Consider the following 15131-nt stretch of genomic DNA (forward strand, 5'->3'; position numbering starts at 1 on the left):
GGCCTACGCGGCCTTCACCGCGCGCCAGCGCTGGTTACCCCCGTCGAGGTGATGCTCGATGTCGGTGAAACCCACTGCGCGCAGGCGATCCGGTAGCGACGTGGTGGGCACCGGGTTGTAGGTGTCGCCAATGTGCAGCAGCCGGAAGAACGCGGAATGCACACCGTCGCTGCCGGCGAAAACACCGCCCGGGGCCAGCACCCGATGTGCCTGTGCGAACAGCTCATCCTGAAGATCGGGTGTCGGGACGTGGTGCAGCATGGTGAAGCACACCACGGAGCTGAAGCGGTCGTTGTCGAAACCGAGCTGGGTGCCGTCACCCTGGATCACCGTTGCTTGATCGCCGTAGAGCCGTTGCAGCCGCGACGCCATGGTCTCGTCGATCTCCACCGCGGTGAGCCGGGGGGTGCGTGTGGTCAGCACCCGCAGATTCGCGCCATAGCCAGGACCGATTTCCAGGGTGTCCTCGCCAAGCTCGACCCCCTGCAGCGCCCACGGGAGGAGCTGCGACTCGGTCTTACGTGCCCACATCTCCGAGCTACAACACCAACGGTGCACCAAATTCATTGCCATGAGACCAGGCTAGGGACGATACGGCTGTCCGAGTAGCGTGATTCGGCCATCTCTTGTCGGGGTTCGGCCACGCACCCAGGTCATGGTGTCCACTCGGCATGCTGAGCTCGATCGGTGTCGCCCCGCAGGGTGGCGTCCGACCTGCGCCATACGATGATCGCGTGTGTGCTGCCGGTCGATGGGTTCTGCACCTCGACATGGACGCCTTCTTCGCCTCGGTCGAGCAGCTGACCCGGCCAACCCTGCGGGATCGTCCGGTCCTCGTGGGCGGTACCGGAGGCCGGGGAGTGGTGGCCGGGGCGAGCTATGAGGCCCGCGTTTTCGGTGCCCGCTCGGCGATGCCCATGCATCAGGCGCGACGACTGGTCGGCATCAACGTCGTGGTTCTGCCGCCTCGTGGCGCGGTGTACGGCGTCGCCAGCCGGCGGGTGTTCGCGACGGTGCGTTCGATGATCCCGGTACTCGAACAGCTGTCCTTCGACGAGGCCTTCGGCGAGCCCGTTGAACTGTCCGGGGCCACAACCGAAACCGTGGCGGAGTACATCGGCGAGCTTCGTTCACGGGTGCTCGCCGAAACCGGGCTCACCGCGTCGGTCGGGGCAGGGTCTGGGAAGCAGCTTGCCAAGATCGCATCGGGATTGGCCAAACCCGACGGGGTGCGGATCATCCCGCCCGAGGAACAAGGCTCGTTGCTCGCCGATCTCCCGGTGCGCAAATTGTGGGGGATCGGGCCCGTGGCGGAGGAACGTCTGAATCGTTTGGGAATCAATACCATTGGTCAGCTAGCGGCGTTGCAGACCAGCGAGGTGGCCTCGGTGCTGGGCGGCACGATCGGCCCCGCCCTGCACCAGCTCGCACGTGGTGTCGATGAACGCCCCGTGGCCGAACGTGCCGAAACGAAACAGATCAGCGCGGAATCCACCTTTGCCGATGACCTGACCACTCTCGATCAACTACGTGAGGCCATCGAACCGATCGGAGCGCACGCACATCGGCGGCTCATCAAGCACGGTCGCGGCGTACGCACCGTCACCGTGAAGCTGCGCCGCTCGGACATGAGCATCCTGACCAGGTCGGCGACGCTGCCCTATGCCACCACCGAACGTGCCGTGCTGATGTCGGCGGCACGCCGGTTGCTCCTGGACCCCGTCGAGATTGGCCCCATTCGCCTGGTCGGCGTGGGATTCTCGGGATTCTCCGACGTTCAGCAGACCTCACTGTTTCCGGATCTGGACCAGACCGAATCGGTGGCCGAGACCGACGAGGCCCCGTCCGCCGCGGCGCCCGAGCCGAGCGCCACGAGCTGGGGTATCGGTGACGACGTCCTCCATCCCGAGTATGGCCACGGCTGGATTCAGGGCACCGGACATGGCGTCATGACCGTGAGATTCGAGACGCGAAGCAGCGGACCCGGCATCGCGCGCACCTTCGGCGTCGACGACCCGGGTGTCACCCGCGCTGACCCGGTGGCGAGTCTGGACTGGCCGGGTGAGTCAGCCGAGCCGCTCCACGACGGAGACGAGATCTGATCCGGTGGCCAGGGCCGCCATCAACAGCACGCGGGCTTGCCCGGATCGAAGCCGGGGCACCATCACCCCACCGGCATCTACCAGTTTCTGCCCCGGCGCGTAGCCGGGCGCCAGCGCACCACCCGGTACCCGGGTGGTGACAAGGACCCGGATTCCATTCTCAATCTGACGCGAAACAGATTCGATGACAACGTCATTGGCGTTACCGGCGCCCATCGATTCCAGTACCAGGCCCTGTGCGCCGGCGCGCACGTAGGAGTCGACGGCCGCCCCGTCGGCCCCGGGGTAGAGGCTCACGATGTCGACGCGGGGTAACGCGGCGCGGGTCACGGTGCCGAGGAACGGTGAGGGTGCATCGCCGCTCTGTACGAACACGCCGTCGCGCACATGACCGATGGGGGCGACACCGGCGAAGCCGGCGGGCGCTGCCAGATCGACCTTGCGGATGCCCAGCGCCGGATACACCTGTCCGGCGAAACACACCACCACACCCAGATCCTCACCGCTCGCGGCCACCGTCAACGCATCCCGCAGATTGCCCGGCCCGTCGGATTCTGGGTGGTCGCCACTGCGCTGCGCCCCGGTGAGAACGACGGGTACCGGCACCGCGCACGTCAGCGCGAGCCAGAGCGCGGTCTCTTCCAACGTGTCCGTGCCGTGCGCGAGGACAACCCCGGTGGCCCCGCTTGCGATATGTCCGCGGATCGCGGCGGCGATCTGTTGCCAGCGCTGCGGGGTCATTTCCGCGCTGTCGACGGCCATCAGATCGTGGACGGCGACATTGCCGTGTCCCGCGGCGGCGAGCAGGTCGTCTCCCGAACTGCGGTGGCGGGCGATGCCATCACTGCCTACCGCGGTCGCGATGGTTCCGCCGGTGGTCAACAGCACAAGGGTCGGTGACGAGCCTCTGGGGCGAACAACATCGGGCACAGCGGCGATCATCGCAGACAGGGTGCGTGGCGTGCCCCCCTGAGTAGGGGATGATGGGTGACGTGAGTGACGAGCCCGAGACCGCCCCGAAGCCCAAGCGGCGGATAAAACTGCTGCTCATCGTGGCGGCGGTGGTGCTCGCGGTGGATGTCGTCACCAAGGTCCTTGCCGTCAAACTGCTGCAGCCGGGCAAGCCGGTACCGATCATTGGCGACACCGTCACCTGGACGCTGGTACGCAACTCCGGTGCCGCGTTCTCCTTTGCCACCGGCTACACCTGGGTGCTGACCCTCATCGCGATGTCGGTCGTCGTGGGAATCCTGCTGATCGGCCGCCGGTTGGTCTCCACATGGTGGGCCATCGGTCTGGGCATGATTCTCGGCGGTGCGCTGGGCAATCTCATCGATAGGTTTTTCCGGGGCCCCGGACCACTACGCGGCCATGTGGTCGACTTCCTGTCGGTGGGGTGGTGGCCGGTCTTCAACGTCGCCGACCCCGCGGTGGTGGGTGGAGCGATTCTGCTGGTCGCGCTCTCGCTGTTCGGATACGACTACGACAGCGACGAGCGCTCGACGCGCGGAGCATCGAGCGAGGTGAGCGCGGCGGGCGAGCGCCCGGCCGAGGATCAGAGCGACCAGGTGGACACCGAGAACGCCGACGCGCAAACTTCCCAGACCAAGCCGTCATGACCTCGCGTTCCCTGCCGGTGCCCGACGGCCTCGCCGGTATGCGCGTGGACGCCGGGCTGGCGCGCCTGCTCGGCTTGTCCCGCACGGCTGCGGCCACCCTCGCCGAAGAGGGTGCCGTGCTTCTGGATGGTGTCGTGGTCGCCAAGTCCGAGAAACTCACCGCAGGTACCTGGCTGGAAGTGACGCTCCCCGAGCCCAAGGCCCCGCCGGAGAATCGGGTCGAGGCCATCGAGGGCATGAAGATCCTGTACGCCGATGACGATTTGGTGGCCGTCGACAAACCCGCGGGCGTCGCGGCCCACGCCTCTGTCGGCTGGTCTGGTCCCACCGTGCTCGGCGGGCTCGCGGCCGCCGGTTTCCGGATGACCACATCCGGTGTGCCCGAACGCAAGGGAATCGTGCACCGCCTGGACGTCGGGACATCCGGGGTCATGGTCGTGGCGCTGTCGGAGAAGGCCTATACCGAGCTCAAACGCGCCTTCAAGTACCGGCGCGTCGAAAAGCGTTATCACGCTCTTGTCCAAGGACACCCGGACCCGTCCAGCGGCACCATCGACGCCCCGATCGGGCGGCATCGGGGTCACGACTGGAAATTCGCCGTCGTCGAAGACGGACGCCATTCCATCACCCACTACGACACCCTTGAGGCGTTTGTGGCGGCCAGCCTGCTGGACGTGCACCTGGAGACCGGTCGCACCCACCAGATCCGGGTGCATTTCTCGGCCATCAAACACCCCTGCTGTGGCGATCTGACCTATGGCGCGGATCCGACGCTGGCCGCCAAGCTTGGGCTGGAACGTCAATGGCTGCATGCCAAATCGCTGGCCTTCACCCACCCGGGAGACGGCCGCTGGATGGAGATCACCAGCGAGTACCCGGAGGATCTGGCGCACGCACTCGACATCCTGCGATGAGTGGGGCCGTCACGACGCCTGACCAGAACCGCCTGAAGTCCGGATACCTGTTCGGTGCGGGCGCCTATGTGATGTGGGGATTGTTTCCGGCATTCTTCCCCCTGCTGGAGCCGGCGAGCGCGCTGGAGATCCTGGCGCACCGGATGATCTGGACACTGCTGCTGATGGTGATCGTCGTCGCCGTCTCCCGGCGGTTACGTGACCTCATCACGATGGGAAGGCACAACTGGGGCCTCCTTGTCGGCGCCTCAGTTCTCATCGCCCTCAACTGGGGTGTCTACATCTATGCCGTCAACTCCGGGCACGTGCTCGACGCCGCACTCGGATACTTCATCAATCCGTTGGTGACGGTGCTGTTGGGTGTCCTGATCTTTCGGGAACCGCTCAGTAGATGGCAGCTCCTGGCGCTGGTGCTGGCGTTCATCGCGGTAGCGGTGCTCACGGTGAACTACGGGCAGCTGCCGGTCATCACATTGATACTGGCCGTTTCGTTCGCCGGATACGGAGCCATCAAAAAGACGGTGACCGTCGATCCACGCGTGAGCCTGACCGCCGAGGGCATCGTCGCGGCGCCATTCGCCCTCGTCTACCTGGTGTTCCTCGGTGTCAACGGTCAGCAGCATTTCCTCGGCTACACCCACGGCCACACCGCGCTGATGGTGCTCAGCGGTGTGGTGACGGCGCTGCCGTTGCTGTTGTTTGGTACTGCGGCACAACGCATTCCGCTGGTGACTCTCGGACTCCTGCAGTACCTAACGCCAACGCTGCAGATGCTGTGGGGTGTGCTGGTCAAGCATGAGGCGATGCCGCCGGAACGCTGGGTGGGCTTCGCGCTGATCTGGGCGGCGCTGACGATCTTCACGGTCGACACCGTGCTCAGGGCGCACCGGACACAGCTCGCCACGACCTGACACACACCGAACATCGTCGGGGCACAATCGCGGCGCAGCGGGCTAGCGTCGCGTTGTGCGCATTGCGGTCATCGGGGGCGGGCTCGGGGGACTGACCGCGACGATCAGTCTGAGCCAGGCGGGCCACGAGGTGACGCTCTTTGAGCAGCGTGAGCGGTTCACCGAGGTCGGCTGCGGTATTAGTGTGTGGCCCAACGCGATGCGTGCGCTCGACGAGCTCGGTCTTGGCGCGGAAGTGCGCGCACATGGGGTCCACCACTGCAGCGGAGCATTTCTCACCCGGGCCGGGGAACGGCTGTTCGAGCCCGGCGCGCGGTACTTCGAGGCGTTCGGGGATACCTGCGTGGTCCATCGCAAGGAACTCGTCGGGATCCTGGCGCGGGCTGTGCCACCCGAGAAAACGGCGTTGGGCACCAAGGTGACCGGAGTCGGACTCGACGGCGAGGTCGTCGCCGACGGCGAACGCCACCTCTTCGACCTGGTGATTGGCGCCGACGGGCTCCACAGCGTCACGCGCCGAGCGCTCTGGCCGGAGGCGCGGCCGCCGCGATACACCGGCTACTCCATCACCCGATTCGTCACGGTTCCGCTCGGTGACCAGCAGCCGCGGTCCCAACTTGAGCTATGGGGCGACCGGGCCCGTTTCGGCTACTTCCCGATGTCCGGTGGGCGTGCCTATTGCTATGGATTCCAACCGGCCGAGCCGGGCAATCCGAACCTGTCCCTCGACCCCTTTCGGCAATTCCCGGCGCCGGTGGCCCACCTCCTGGATTCGGTCGGTCCTGAAGGCGTTCTGCAGCATGACAGTTATGACCTGCCCAACCTCGAAACCTTCGTAAAAGGCAAGGTTGCGCTTTTGGGCGATGCGGCGCACGCGATGACGCCCAACATCGGGCAGGGAGCGTGCCAGGCGCTGGAGGATGCCGTCACCCTGGCCCGGGTCTACCCAGACATGCGGGCATACGACAGGCTGCGCCGACGCCGAACGCAGCGGATCGCACGCGATTCTCGCCGGCTCGGCGCCATGGGGCTCGTGTCGCATCCGTTGTTAACTCCACTGCGTGATGTGGCGATGCGGACCACGCGGGGTATGTCCCTACGACAGATGGACCGAGTGCTGCGGTGGGTGCCACCACCGCCCCGGGGCTCGTCGACAAATCCGTTGAGGTGATGTGCGGGGTGCGCGGCGACACCGCGCGGGCCGAGCCGGGCTTCCAGCTATGGTGTTATCGTAGGTTCTCACCGTTGCTGGCGGGGCTTTTGTGACCGTTGTGATTCGGGTAGCTGGATGAGCCAGGCGACACACCCCCGACACGCCCGAGACTGTCGGACCCTCGCCATAAACTGACCCCTCTAGCGATTGACGCCCCCATCGTGGGTCGGTACGAAAGGCACGTGTGAGCTCCTCGAATTCTTCGTTCGTGCACCTGCACAACCACACCGAGTACTCGATGCTCGATGGTGCCGCGAAGATCAAGCCGATGCTCGCGGAGGTGGAGCGCCTGGGCATGTCGGCGGTCGGCATGACCGACCACGGAAACATGTACGGCGCGAGCGAGTTCTACAACGTGGCCACGGCCACCGGGGTCAAGCCCATCATCGGCATCGAGGCCTACATCGCACCCGCCTCGCGGTTCGACACCAAGCGCGTCTTCTGGGGTGATCCGGGACAGAAGTCCGATGACGTGTCCGGTTCGGGTTCGTACACCCATATGACGATGGTCGCCGAGAATGCGACGGGCCTGCGCAACCTGTTCAAGCTGTCCTCCCTGGCCTCGTTCGAGGGTCAGCTCGGCAAGTGGGCCCGGATGGACGCCGAGCTCATCGCCGAACACGCGAGCGGCATCATCGCCACCACCGGATGTCCGTCGGGTGAAGTGCAGACCCGGCTACGGCTGGGACAAGAAGACGAGGCGCTTGCTGCTGCGGCTAAGTGGCAGGAGATCTTCGGTAAGGACAACTTCTTCCTGGAGCTGATGGATCACGGGCTGTCCATCGAGCGCCGGGTGCGCGAGGGCCTGCTGGAGGTGGGCAAGAAGCTCGGCATACCGCCCTTGGCCACCAACGACTGTCACTACGTCACCAAGGACCATGCGCATAATCACGAGGCGTTGCTGTGCGTGCAGACCGGCAAGACGATGTCGGACCCCACGCGTTTCAAGTTCGACGGTGACGGCTACTTCCTGAAGCCGGCCTCCGAGATGCGTGACTTGTGGGACGACTCCGTCCCGGGCGCGTGTGACAACACCCTGCTGATTGCGGAGCGGGTGCAGTCGTATGAGGATGTCTGGAGCTTCAAGGACCGCATGCCGGTGTTTCCGGTGCCGGAAGGTGAAGACCAAGACTCCTGGCTGCGTAAGGAAGTCGACCGCGGGCTGGAGCGTCGCTTCCATGGCATTGCCGGCGGAGTGCCCGACGAGTATTTCACCCGTGCGCACTACGAGCTTGACGTCATCAAGCAAAAGGGCTTTCCCGCATACTTTCTCGTCGTCGGCGACCTCGTCACACATGCCAAGGAAGTCGGTATCAGGGTTGGCCCGGGCCGTGGATCGGCGGCCGGATCGCTGGTCGCCTACGCGCTCGGCATCACCAATATCGACCCGATCCCGCACGGGCTGCTGTTCGAGCGCTTCCTCAATCCGGAGCGGCCGTCGGCACCCGATATCGATATCGACTTCGACGACCGTCGCCGCGGCGAGATGGTTCGGTATGCCACCGATAAATGGGGCAGTGACCGGGTGGCACAGGTCATCACCTTCGGCACGATCAAGACCAAGGCGGCGCTGAAGGACTCGGCACGTATCCACTACGGGCAGCCAGGTTTCGCCATCGCCGACCGCATCACCAAGGCGCTGCCACCGCCGATCATGGCCAAGGACATCCCGGTGTGGGGTATCACCGACCCGGAACATGAGCGGTACAAGGAAGCCGCCGAGGTTCGCACCTTGATCGACACCGATCCGGACGTGCGCACCATCTTCCAGACCGCACGCGGCCTGGAAGGGCTGATCCGTAACGCCGGTGTGCACGCGTGCGCGGTCATCATGAGCTCGGAGCCACTCACCGAGGCGATTCCGCTGTGGCGGCGCGCGCAGGACGGCGCCATCATCACCGGCTGGGACTACCCGTCGTGTGAGGCCATTGGCCTGCTGAAGATGGACTTCCTGGGGTTGCGCAACCTCACCGTCATTGGTGATGCGCTGGACAACATCAAGGCCAACCGGGGCATCGACCTGGACCTGGATCATCTGCCGCTGGAAGATCCGGCCACCTACGAATTACTGTCCCGCGGTGACACCCTCGGTGTGTTCCAGCTCGACGGCGGGCCCATGCGGGATCTGCTGCGCCGCATGCAGCCCACCGGTTTCAACGACATCGTGGCCGTGCTGGCGCTATACCGCCCCGGCCCGATGGGCATGAACGCGCACAACGACTACGCCGACCGCAAGAATGGTCGCCAGCCGATCAAGCCGATTCACCCCGAGCTGGAAGAGCCCCTCAAGGACATCCTCTCGGAGACCTACGGTCTGATCGTCTACCAAGAGCAGATCATGTTCATCGCCCAGAAGGTCGCCTCGTACTCGATGGGTAAGGCCGATGCGCTGCGCAAGGCCATGGGTAAGAAGAAGCTCGAGGTCCTGGAGGCTGAGTACAAGGGCTTCTACGAAGGCATGACCAACAACGGCTTCTCCGAAAAGGCCGTTAAGGCGTTGTGGGACACCATTCTTCCGTTCGCCGGGTACGCATTCAACAAATCGCATGCCGCCGGGTACGGATTGGTGTCGTTCTGGACCGCCTATCTCAAGGCCAATTACCCGGGCGAATACATGGCCGGCCTGCTCACCTCCGTCGGCGACGACAAGGACAAGGCCGCCGTCTACCTCGCCGACTGCCGTCGTCTGGGCATCACGGTGCTGCCCCCAGACGTCAACGAGTCGGTGCACAACTTCGCATCGGTGGGCGCGGACATCCGCTACGGCCTCGGCGGTGTCCGCAATGTCGGCGCCAATGTGGTGCAGTCGCTCATCGCGACCCGAGAATCGAAGGGTGCCTTCACCGACTTCTCCGACTACCTGCACAAGATTGACATCGCGGCCTGCAATAAGAAGGTCACGGAATCGCTGGTGAAGGCGGGGGCCTTTGACTCGCTAGGGCATTCCCGCAAGGGGCTGTTCCTCGTCCAGTCCGATGCCGTCGACTCGGTGCTGGGCACCAAGAAGGCCGAAGCGATGGGGCAGTTCGATCTCTTCGGCGGTGCGGGCGACGACGACGCCGACGCGGCCAACGTCTTCGCCATCAAGGTGCCGGACGACGAATGGGAAGAGAAGCACAAGCTCGCCCTCGAGCGAGAAATGCTGGGCCTGTACGTATCCGGGCATCCACTCAATGGGGTGGCACACCTGCTGGGTCGCCAAACGGACACCCAGATTCCCACGATCCTCGAAGGCGATATCGCCAACGACACCCAGGTGCGTGTGGGCGGGATTCTCGCCTCGGTCAATCGTCGCGTGAACAAGAACGGCATGCCCTGGGCGTCCGCGCAGCTGGAGGACCTCACGGGTGGTATCGAGGTGCTCTTCTTCCCGCAGGCCTACTCGGTCTACGGCGCCGAGATAGCCGACGACGCGGTGGTTCTGGTGAACGCGAAGGTGGCGATACGCGATGACAGAATCTCCCTGATCGCCAATGACCTTGTGGTGCCCGACTTCTCGCAAGCATCCGACGACCGTCCGGTCGCCGTCACGTTGCCGACCAGGCAGTGCACCATCGACAAGGTCACCGCACTCAAGCAAGTGCTGGCGCGGCATCCCGGTACCAACCAGGTCCATCTGCGTTTGATCAGTGGGGAGCGCGTCACCACGCTGGAGCTCGATCAGTCGCTTCGGGTGACGCCGTCGTCGGCCCTGATGGGGGATCTCAAGGCGTTACTCGGGCCGGGCTGCCTGGGCGGCTAGTTCTCCACGGCGGCTCTGCGCGACCTCCGCGGAGACGGGATCGAGCCATTCGGCTTGATCGGCGACCACGCCGGTCAAGATCTTGCGCGCGGTGGCCAGCAGCTCCGCCACTCGTGGTGATGTCAACGTGTACAGCACGGAGAGTCCTTCGCGACGGGCTGTCACCAGGCCGGCACGCCGGAGCACGGCCAACTGCTGCGACAGATTCGCTGCCTCGATACCTACTTCGGGCAACATCTCCGAGACGGCCCGATCGCGTTCGCTGAGCAGTTCCAGCACACGTATCCGCACGGGATGTCCCAACGTCTTGAAGAAATCCGCCTTCATCCGATACAGCGGCTGACGTGCATCCATCTCAAGTCCACCTCACCACACAACAACTTGCATAGATTAGCAACCCGACAACACCGCGGGACAGGGGCGCGTCTATAGTTCCTGACGGCGCTCGTCGGGGCCCTAGCGGTATTCAGCAGGGGCTGTATTACCGGCCCCTTCAGCGAAGCGCTGCCTCAGACGCGCAGGAGTTGGTATGACGACCGATCGGCCCACCGCAGGGCAGTACATCACCTACGCCTACGGAAGGCGATTGCCCGACTCGATGCGGGACTGGGTGGCCAACGATCTGTCCGGTCCCGGGGCCATTCGGCGGCACATGATCCGATACGTGATCCCGCCGCATTTCATCTTGGCTCCGTTTTGGCTCCTACCGGGTGGATTGCTCCTGCACGTCGCGATCACCCTGCCCATCTACGTCTGGGCGATCCTGATGACGCACGCTCTCAACAAGATTTGGCGCCGTTACCGGTTGGCCCAGCACGATCTGGATCCCAAGCTCGCCGACATCGGGAACCGCGAGAAGCACGCGCGCAAGCACGAGACCTATGCCCAGCGCTATGGTGCGCGCCCGGAGTCGAACGACACCTACTCCAGCAGCGACCCGATCTGACCAGCGGTTAGCGCCGCTTCCCCGTCCACGGCTCTTCGTTCTTCTTTCGGCGTGCGGTCTCGTCCTTGCGGTCTTTGACCCATTGCTGCTCGAAAGTCAGTCCTGGACGTGCGCTCGGGATCCGATTCATCGCACCACTGAGCCAGCGGGGCGGGGTAGCGGGCTCCCATTGCGGGAAGGTGACGCTGAGCGAATACATGGTCTTCAGGACGACGAACACCCCGAACAGTGCTGACGGTGCGTCGGTGACAGCGACCGCGAACATCCCGAAGATCAGAGTGAGATGCACGACGGCAACTCGCATGAATCCGCGACTCGCCATCACTTCCAGCTGCCAGAAGGACCATCGGCGCAGGGAGGGGAGATCCACCAGAAAGTCGACGGCCAGCGCGATGAGCACCTGGAGGCACCCGAATCCCACACTGTGCCAGTCGATACCGATCAGTGCGGCCTTGCCGTTGTGGGTGAGCAGAAAAATGATGACCGCGAGAAAGAACCCATGCGCCGCCGAGAACACGAGCGTCGTGAACAGGAATCCCTTGACGAAAGAGGTGCGTGAGTAGCTCCGGTCCGGCCCGGGTGCCTCGTACCGGAAGTGTCCGCGGCGCGGACTCCACCGCTTGTGCAGCAGGGCCCGGAGTGCGACGAACATCGATGCCACCACGGTCTCGAACCAGTAGACCGCGAGCGTTGTGCCAGCCGACCAGCCGCCCACGAACCAGCCGGTAAGTGGAATCGCGTTCACCGCGATCATCGTGGCCAGGTGAAGAACCCGGTTGAGGGTGCCGGGGTCGTCCGATGTCGGGACGGAGTCCTGTGAGATCACGGCTAGCCCAGAATGTTCACGGCGCGGGCGAGCACCAGTGCCACTGTGGATAGCGCCACGATTGATTGCAGCGTCATCAGCATCTTGGCCCACCGCGAGAGCGGCATGGTGTCGGTGGGGGAGAACGCGACGACGTTGGTGAAGCTCACGTACAGGTAATCGGGGAATTTCGGCCGCCAATCCGGCGGCGCGAGTTCGGGATTGGCCATCTGGGGAAACATGAAGTCAGGATGCGGGCGTTCGGGGGTGCGGCGGGCGAAGGGGCCGCCACGGTCAAACTCCCAGTACCACATACCGAATACGATGACGTTGGTGATGAAGATCGCCAGACCACTGCCGAGGAGCACGCGCGGGTTGTCACCCATCTGCCCCGTCACGATCTTGTAATCCAGCAGTGCCGCCGAGATGGTGTTGTCGGCGGTAATGGCAGCGATCAGCAGATAGGTCGCCCAACGCCCGAGAGTCGTTGACCGCGTGAACTTTATCGGGTTGAGGATCACCAGAACGAGCAGCAGCGCGAACTCAAGAGCGGGCAATGGCCAGCGCGGCGTCAGATTGAACTGTGCGGGGATGGCCAGCTGCAGGCCGATCGCCGCCAGGAGAGCGACGAGAACCGGTATTCGGCTTTCGGGGGCACCCGGGCGCAGCCAGGACGGCAGATGTCTTTCGGCGGCCAGCACGTCATCGGTCACCTCGTGGGCAAGCCGTTCCATGCGCTGCCCGACAGGGCGTTCGGCAGCCGATTCACTTGGCGAAGACATGGGGATGTATTACACCCCGTGGAGAGGTTCCGCTCAGTGAATGAGCGAGCCCGCGAGCCAGACCATGCTGGCCACGGCACTGGCGGAGAGTACTGCGGTCGACATTGACGCCACCAGCAAGAGCGCGGCCACGAAGACTGCCGTGCCGACCCCGAGGGCCAGCAGCTTGTAGGGGGCCCATGCCGCGCCCGCGACATCCACCGACCGCACCCCATGTGCCGCGCGCTCGAAGGTTGTCATAAATAGAGGATATGCCTAACGGGGAAGTTCGGTCAACCGAACACTCCGGTCATGGGTGATAGAACAAAGTCGCGGGGGCAGTCGGGTGCTGGCGGGCCCCCCGGCGTTCTCGTTATCGGCGTGATTCCCCTATAGATGGAGCGATAGAGTTGTCGGCATGCCATTAACCGGTGAATACGAACCCAGTGGACTCGATTGGTCGCAGAAGCAGGTGGCCAGGATTATCGAGAGCGGGACCACCGACGGCATCACCATCGCGGACATGCCGGTCATCTTGCTGACCACGCTGGGCGCCAAGTCCGGCAAGCTGCGCAAGATCGCACTCATGCGGGTGGAGCACGACGGCGAGTACGCCATCGTCGCCTCGCTGGGCGGCGCACCCAAGAACCCCGTGTGGTACTACAACGTGAAAGAGAACCCGCTCGTCGAGCTGCAGGACGGCAGTATCACCAAGGACTACCATGCCCGCGAGGTCTTCGGCGACGAGAAGGCGCCATGGTGGGACCGTGCCGTGGAGGCGTACCCGCCGTATGCGGAATACCAGACCAAGACCGACCGTCAGATCCCGGTTTTCGTGCTGACGCGAGTCTCTTGAGCACGGCCCAGGCCGTCACTGCCAGCGATATCGATGCGGCGGCCAAACGCATCGACGAGGTGGTGCACCCGACTCCCGTCCAGCACGCCGATCGGCTTTCCGCGCTCACCGGCGCCAACGTGTATCTCAAACGCGAAGATCTGCAGTCGGTTCGGTCGTACAAACTGCGCGGCGCCTTCAATCTCTTGATGCAGCTCAGCGACGAGGAGAAGGCCGCCGGTGTGGTGTGCTCCAGCGCGGGCAACCACGCGCAGGGATTCGCGCTGGCGTGCAAGTCGATGGGCGTGCATGGTCGTGTGTACATCCCCAGTAAGACTCCTAAGCAGAAGCGCCAGCGAATCATCTACCACGGCAACGGATTTGTGGAGCTCATCGCGGTGGGGCATGGTTACGACGAGGCGGCTGCGGCAGCCAAGGCCGATGCCGAACGTACCGGTGCCACCCTGGTCCCGGCATTCGACGATCCGCGGACCATCGCCGGGCAGGGCACCATTGCCGCCGAGATCTTGGACCAGCTTGACGTTCATCCGGACGTTGTGGTGGTCCCTGTCGGCGGCGGTGGGTGTATCTCCGGAATCGTGACGTACCTGCGGGAGCGGGCGCCGCAGGTGCGGGTCGTCGGTGTTGAGCCGGCGGGCGCCGCATGTATGGCGGCCGCCATGCGGGCGGGTGGGCCGGTCCCGCTCGACCATGTTGACCCCTTTGTGGACGGCTGCGCTGTACAGGTTGCCGGAGCGGTTCCATACGGACTACTGGCCGCGGCAGGTGAAGCGCTCACCTTGATGACCGTTGACGAAGGCGCGGCCTGCACGGCGATGCTCGAGCTCTATCAGAACGAGGGCATCATCGCCGAGCCCGCAGGTGCCCTGTCGGTCGCCGCGTTGTCAGAACTGGTCCTGACTCCGGGGGAGACGGTCGTCTGCCTGATTTCCGGTGGCAACAACGATGTTTCGCGGTACGGCGAGATCCTGGAGCGCTCGTTGGTGCACCTGGGACTCAAGCACTACTTCCTCGTCGACTTCCCGCAGGAGCCGGGTGCGTTGCGCCGATTCCTGGGGGACATACTCGGGCCCAACGACGACATCACGCTGTTCGAGTACGTCAAGCGGAACAACCGCGAGATGGGTGCGGCCCTGGTGGGCATCGAGCTCAGCAATGCCGACGATCTCGCGGGCTTGCTGGATCGGATGTACGCGTCGGACCTCGATATCGAACGGCTGGAACCGGATTCGGCGGCGTTCCGCTATCTGACGTAGCGCTGG

The 15131-nt window shown here is 64.5% G+C and carries 15 protein-coding genes; 9 read left to right on the forward strand and 6 right to left on the reverse strand.

The window, feature by feature from the left end; translation table 11 throughout:
- Window positions 1-3: 3 nt before the first annotated feature.
- A complete protein-coding gene (locus B4400_RS15940; RefSeq protein WP_212566656.1) occupies window positions 4-573 on the reverse strand; it encodes a class I SAM-dependent methyltransferase in 570 nt (189 codons plus the stop codon).
- A gap of 161 nt (window positions 574-734) precedes the next feature.
- On the opposite strand from B4400_RS15940, the gene B4400_RS15945 reads away from it, so the two are divergent.
- Window positions 735-2102, forward strand: a complete 1368-nt coding sequence (locus B4400_RS15945) for a DNA polymerase IV (RefSeq protein WP_078312082.1) — start codon at window positions 735-737, stop codon at window positions 2100-2102.
- Here B4400_RS15945 and B4400_RS15950 read toward each other — a convergent pair.
- Window positions 2067-2984, reverse strand: a complete 918-nt coding sequence (locus tag B4400_RS15950) for an asparaginase (RefSeq protein WP_176112820.1) — start codon at window positions 2982-2984, stop codon at window positions 2067-2069. The genes B4400_RS15945 and B4400_RS15950 overlap by 36 nt on opposite strands.
- A 98-nt stretch (window positions 2985-3082) precedes the next feature.
- Here B4400_RS15950 and lspA point away from each other — a divergent pair, with 98 nt between their 5' ends.
- From lspA to dnaE, 5 genes are all read left to right on the forward strand, one after another.
- Window positions 3083-3721 (forward strand): signal peptidase II, encoded by a 639-nt coding sequence (gene lspA, locus B4400_RS15955; protein WP_078312020.1) that lies wholly within the window; start codon window positions 3083-3085, stop codon window positions 3719-3721.
- Window positions 3718-4635, forward strand: coding sequence for an RluA family pseudouridine synthase (locus tag B4400_RS15960; RefSeq protein WP_078312021.1), 918 nt, complete (start codon window positions 3718-3720; stop codon window positions 4633-4635). The genes lspA and B4400_RS15960 overlap by 4 nt, the downstream gene beginning before the upstream one ends.
- Window positions 4632-5546 (forward strand): EamA family transporter RarD, encoded by a 915-nt coding sequence (gene rarD, locus B4400_RS15965; RefSeq protein WP_078312022.1) that lies wholly within the window; start codon window positions 4632-4634, stop codon window positions 5544-5546. The genes B4400_RS15960 and rarD overlap by 4 nt, the downstream gene beginning before the upstream one ends.
- 55 nt (window positions 5547-5601) lie before the next feature.
- Window positions 5602-6717, forward strand: a complete 1116-nt coding sequence (locus B4400_RS15970) for an FAD-dependent monooxygenase (protein WP_078312023.1) — start codon at window positions 5602-5604, stop codon at window positions 6715-6717.
- Between the two features lie 226 nt (window positions 6718-6943).
- Window positions 6944-10501, forward strand: coding sequence for a DNA polymerase III subunit alpha (gene dnaE / locus B4400_RS15975; protein ID WP_078312024.1), 3558 nt, complete (start codon window positions 6944-6946; stop codon window positions 10499-10501).
- On the opposite strand, the gene B4400_RS15980 is transcribed toward dnaE, so the two are convergent.
- Window positions 10472-10855 (reverse strand): ArsR/SmtB family transcription factor, encoded by a 384-nt coding sequence (locus tag B4400_RS15980; RefSeq protein WP_078312025.1) that lies wholly within the window; start codon window positions 10853-10855, stop codon window positions 10472-10474. The genes dnaE and B4400_RS15980 overlap by 30 nt on opposite strands.
- Window positions 10856-11030: 175 nt before the next feature.
- Here B4400_RS15980 and B4400_RS15985 point away from each other — a divergent pair, with 175 nt between their 5' ends.
- Window positions 11031-11447 carry a DUF5313 domain-containing protein gene (locus B4400_RS15985; protein WP_078295613.1) on the forward strand — a complete coding sequence of 139 codons (417 nt, stop codon included), beginning with the start codon at window positions 11031-11033 and terminating at the stop codon, window positions 11445-11447.
- A 7-nt stretch (window positions 11448-11454) separates the two neighbouring features.
- Here the strand turns inward: B4400_RS15985 and B4400_RS15990 are convergent, their stop codons facing one another.
- From B4400_RS15990 to B4400_RS16000, 3 genes are read right to left on the reverse strand one after another with little or no spacing between them, the layout of a single operon-like run.
- Window positions 11455-12273, reverse strand: a complete 819-nt coding sequence (locus B4400_RS15990; protein ID WP_078312026.1) for a DUF6498-containing protein — start codon at window positions 12271-12273, stop codon at window positions 11455-11457.
- A 2-nt stretch (window positions 12274-12275) separates the two neighbouring features.
- A complete protein-coding gene (locus tag B4400_RS15995; protein WP_078312027.1) occupies window positions 12276-13034 on the reverse strand; it encodes a hypothetical protein in 759 nt (252 codons plus the stop codon).
- 33 nt (window positions 13035-13067) lie between these two features.
- Window positions 13068-13274: a hypothetical protein gene (locus tag B4400_RS16000; RefSeq protein WP_078312028.1), complete on the reverse strand. Its 207-nt coding sequence runs from the start codon at window positions 13272-13274 to the stop codon at window positions 13068-13070.
- A 157-nt stretch (window positions 13275-13431) separates the two neighbouring features.
- On the opposite strand from B4400_RS16000, the gene B4400_RS16005 reads away from it, so the two are divergent.
- Window positions 13432-13869 (forward strand): nitroreductase family deazaflavin-dependent oxidoreductase, encoded by a 438-nt coding sequence (locus B4400_RS16005; protein WP_078312029.1) that lies wholly within the window; start codon window positions 13432-13434, stop codon window positions 13867-13869.
- Window positions 13866-15125 carry a threonine ammonia-lyase IlvA gene (gene ilvA / locus B4400_RS16010; protein ID WP_078312030.1) on the forward strand — a complete coding sequence of 420 codons (1260 nt, stop codon included), beginning with the start codon at window positions 13866-13868 and terminating at the stop codon, window positions 15123-15125. Before B4400_RS16005 ends, ilvA begins: the two co-directional genes overlap by 4 nt.
- The last annotated feature ends 6 nt before the right edge of the window (window positions 15126-15131 follow it).

The sequence above is a fragment of the Mycobacterium sp. D16Q13 genome, from assembly GCF_002013375.1.
Classification (GTDB): domain Bacteria; phylum Actinomycetota; class Actinomycetes; order Mycobacteriales; family Mycobacteriaceae; genus Mycobacterium.

Bases quoted from the DNA above. Each gene is read 5' to 3' on its own strand.
- B4400_RS15940 (WP_212566656.1), bottom strand. From the start codon at position 573: ATGGCAATGAATTTGGTGCACCGTTGGTGTTGTAGCTCGGAGATGTGG.
- lspA (WP_078312020.1), top strand. From the start codon at position 3,083: ATGATGGGTGACGTGAGTGACGAGCCCGAGACCGCCCCGAAGCCCAAG.
- B4400_RS15960 (WP_078312021.1), top strand. From the start codon at position 3,718: ATGACCTCGCGTTCCCTGCCGGTGCCCGACGGCCTCGCCGGTATGCGC.
- rarD (WP_078312022.1), top strand. From the start codon at position 4,632: ATGAGTGGGGCCGTCACGACGCCTGACCAGAACCGCCTGAAGTCCGGA.
- B4400_RS15980 (WP_078312025.1), bottom strand. From the start codon at position 10,855: ATGGATGCACGTCAGCCGCTGTATCGGATGAAGGCGGATTTCTTCAAG.
- B4400_RS15985 (WP_078295613.1), top strand. From the start codon at position 11,031: ATGACGACCGATCGGCCCACCGCAGGGCAGTACATCACCTACGCCTAC.
- B4400_RS15995 (WP_078312027.1), bottom strand. From the start codon at position 13,034: ATGTCTTCGCCAAGTGAATCGGCTGCCGAACGCCCTGTCGGGCAGCGC.
- B4400_RS16000 (WP_078312028.1), bottom strand. From the start codon at position 13,274: ATGACAACCTTCGAGCGCGCGGCACATGGGGTGCGGTCGGTGGATGTC.
- B4400_RS16005 (WP_078312029.1), top strand. From the start codon at position 13,432: ATGCCATTAACCGGTGAATACGAACCCAGTGGACTCGATTGGTCGCAG.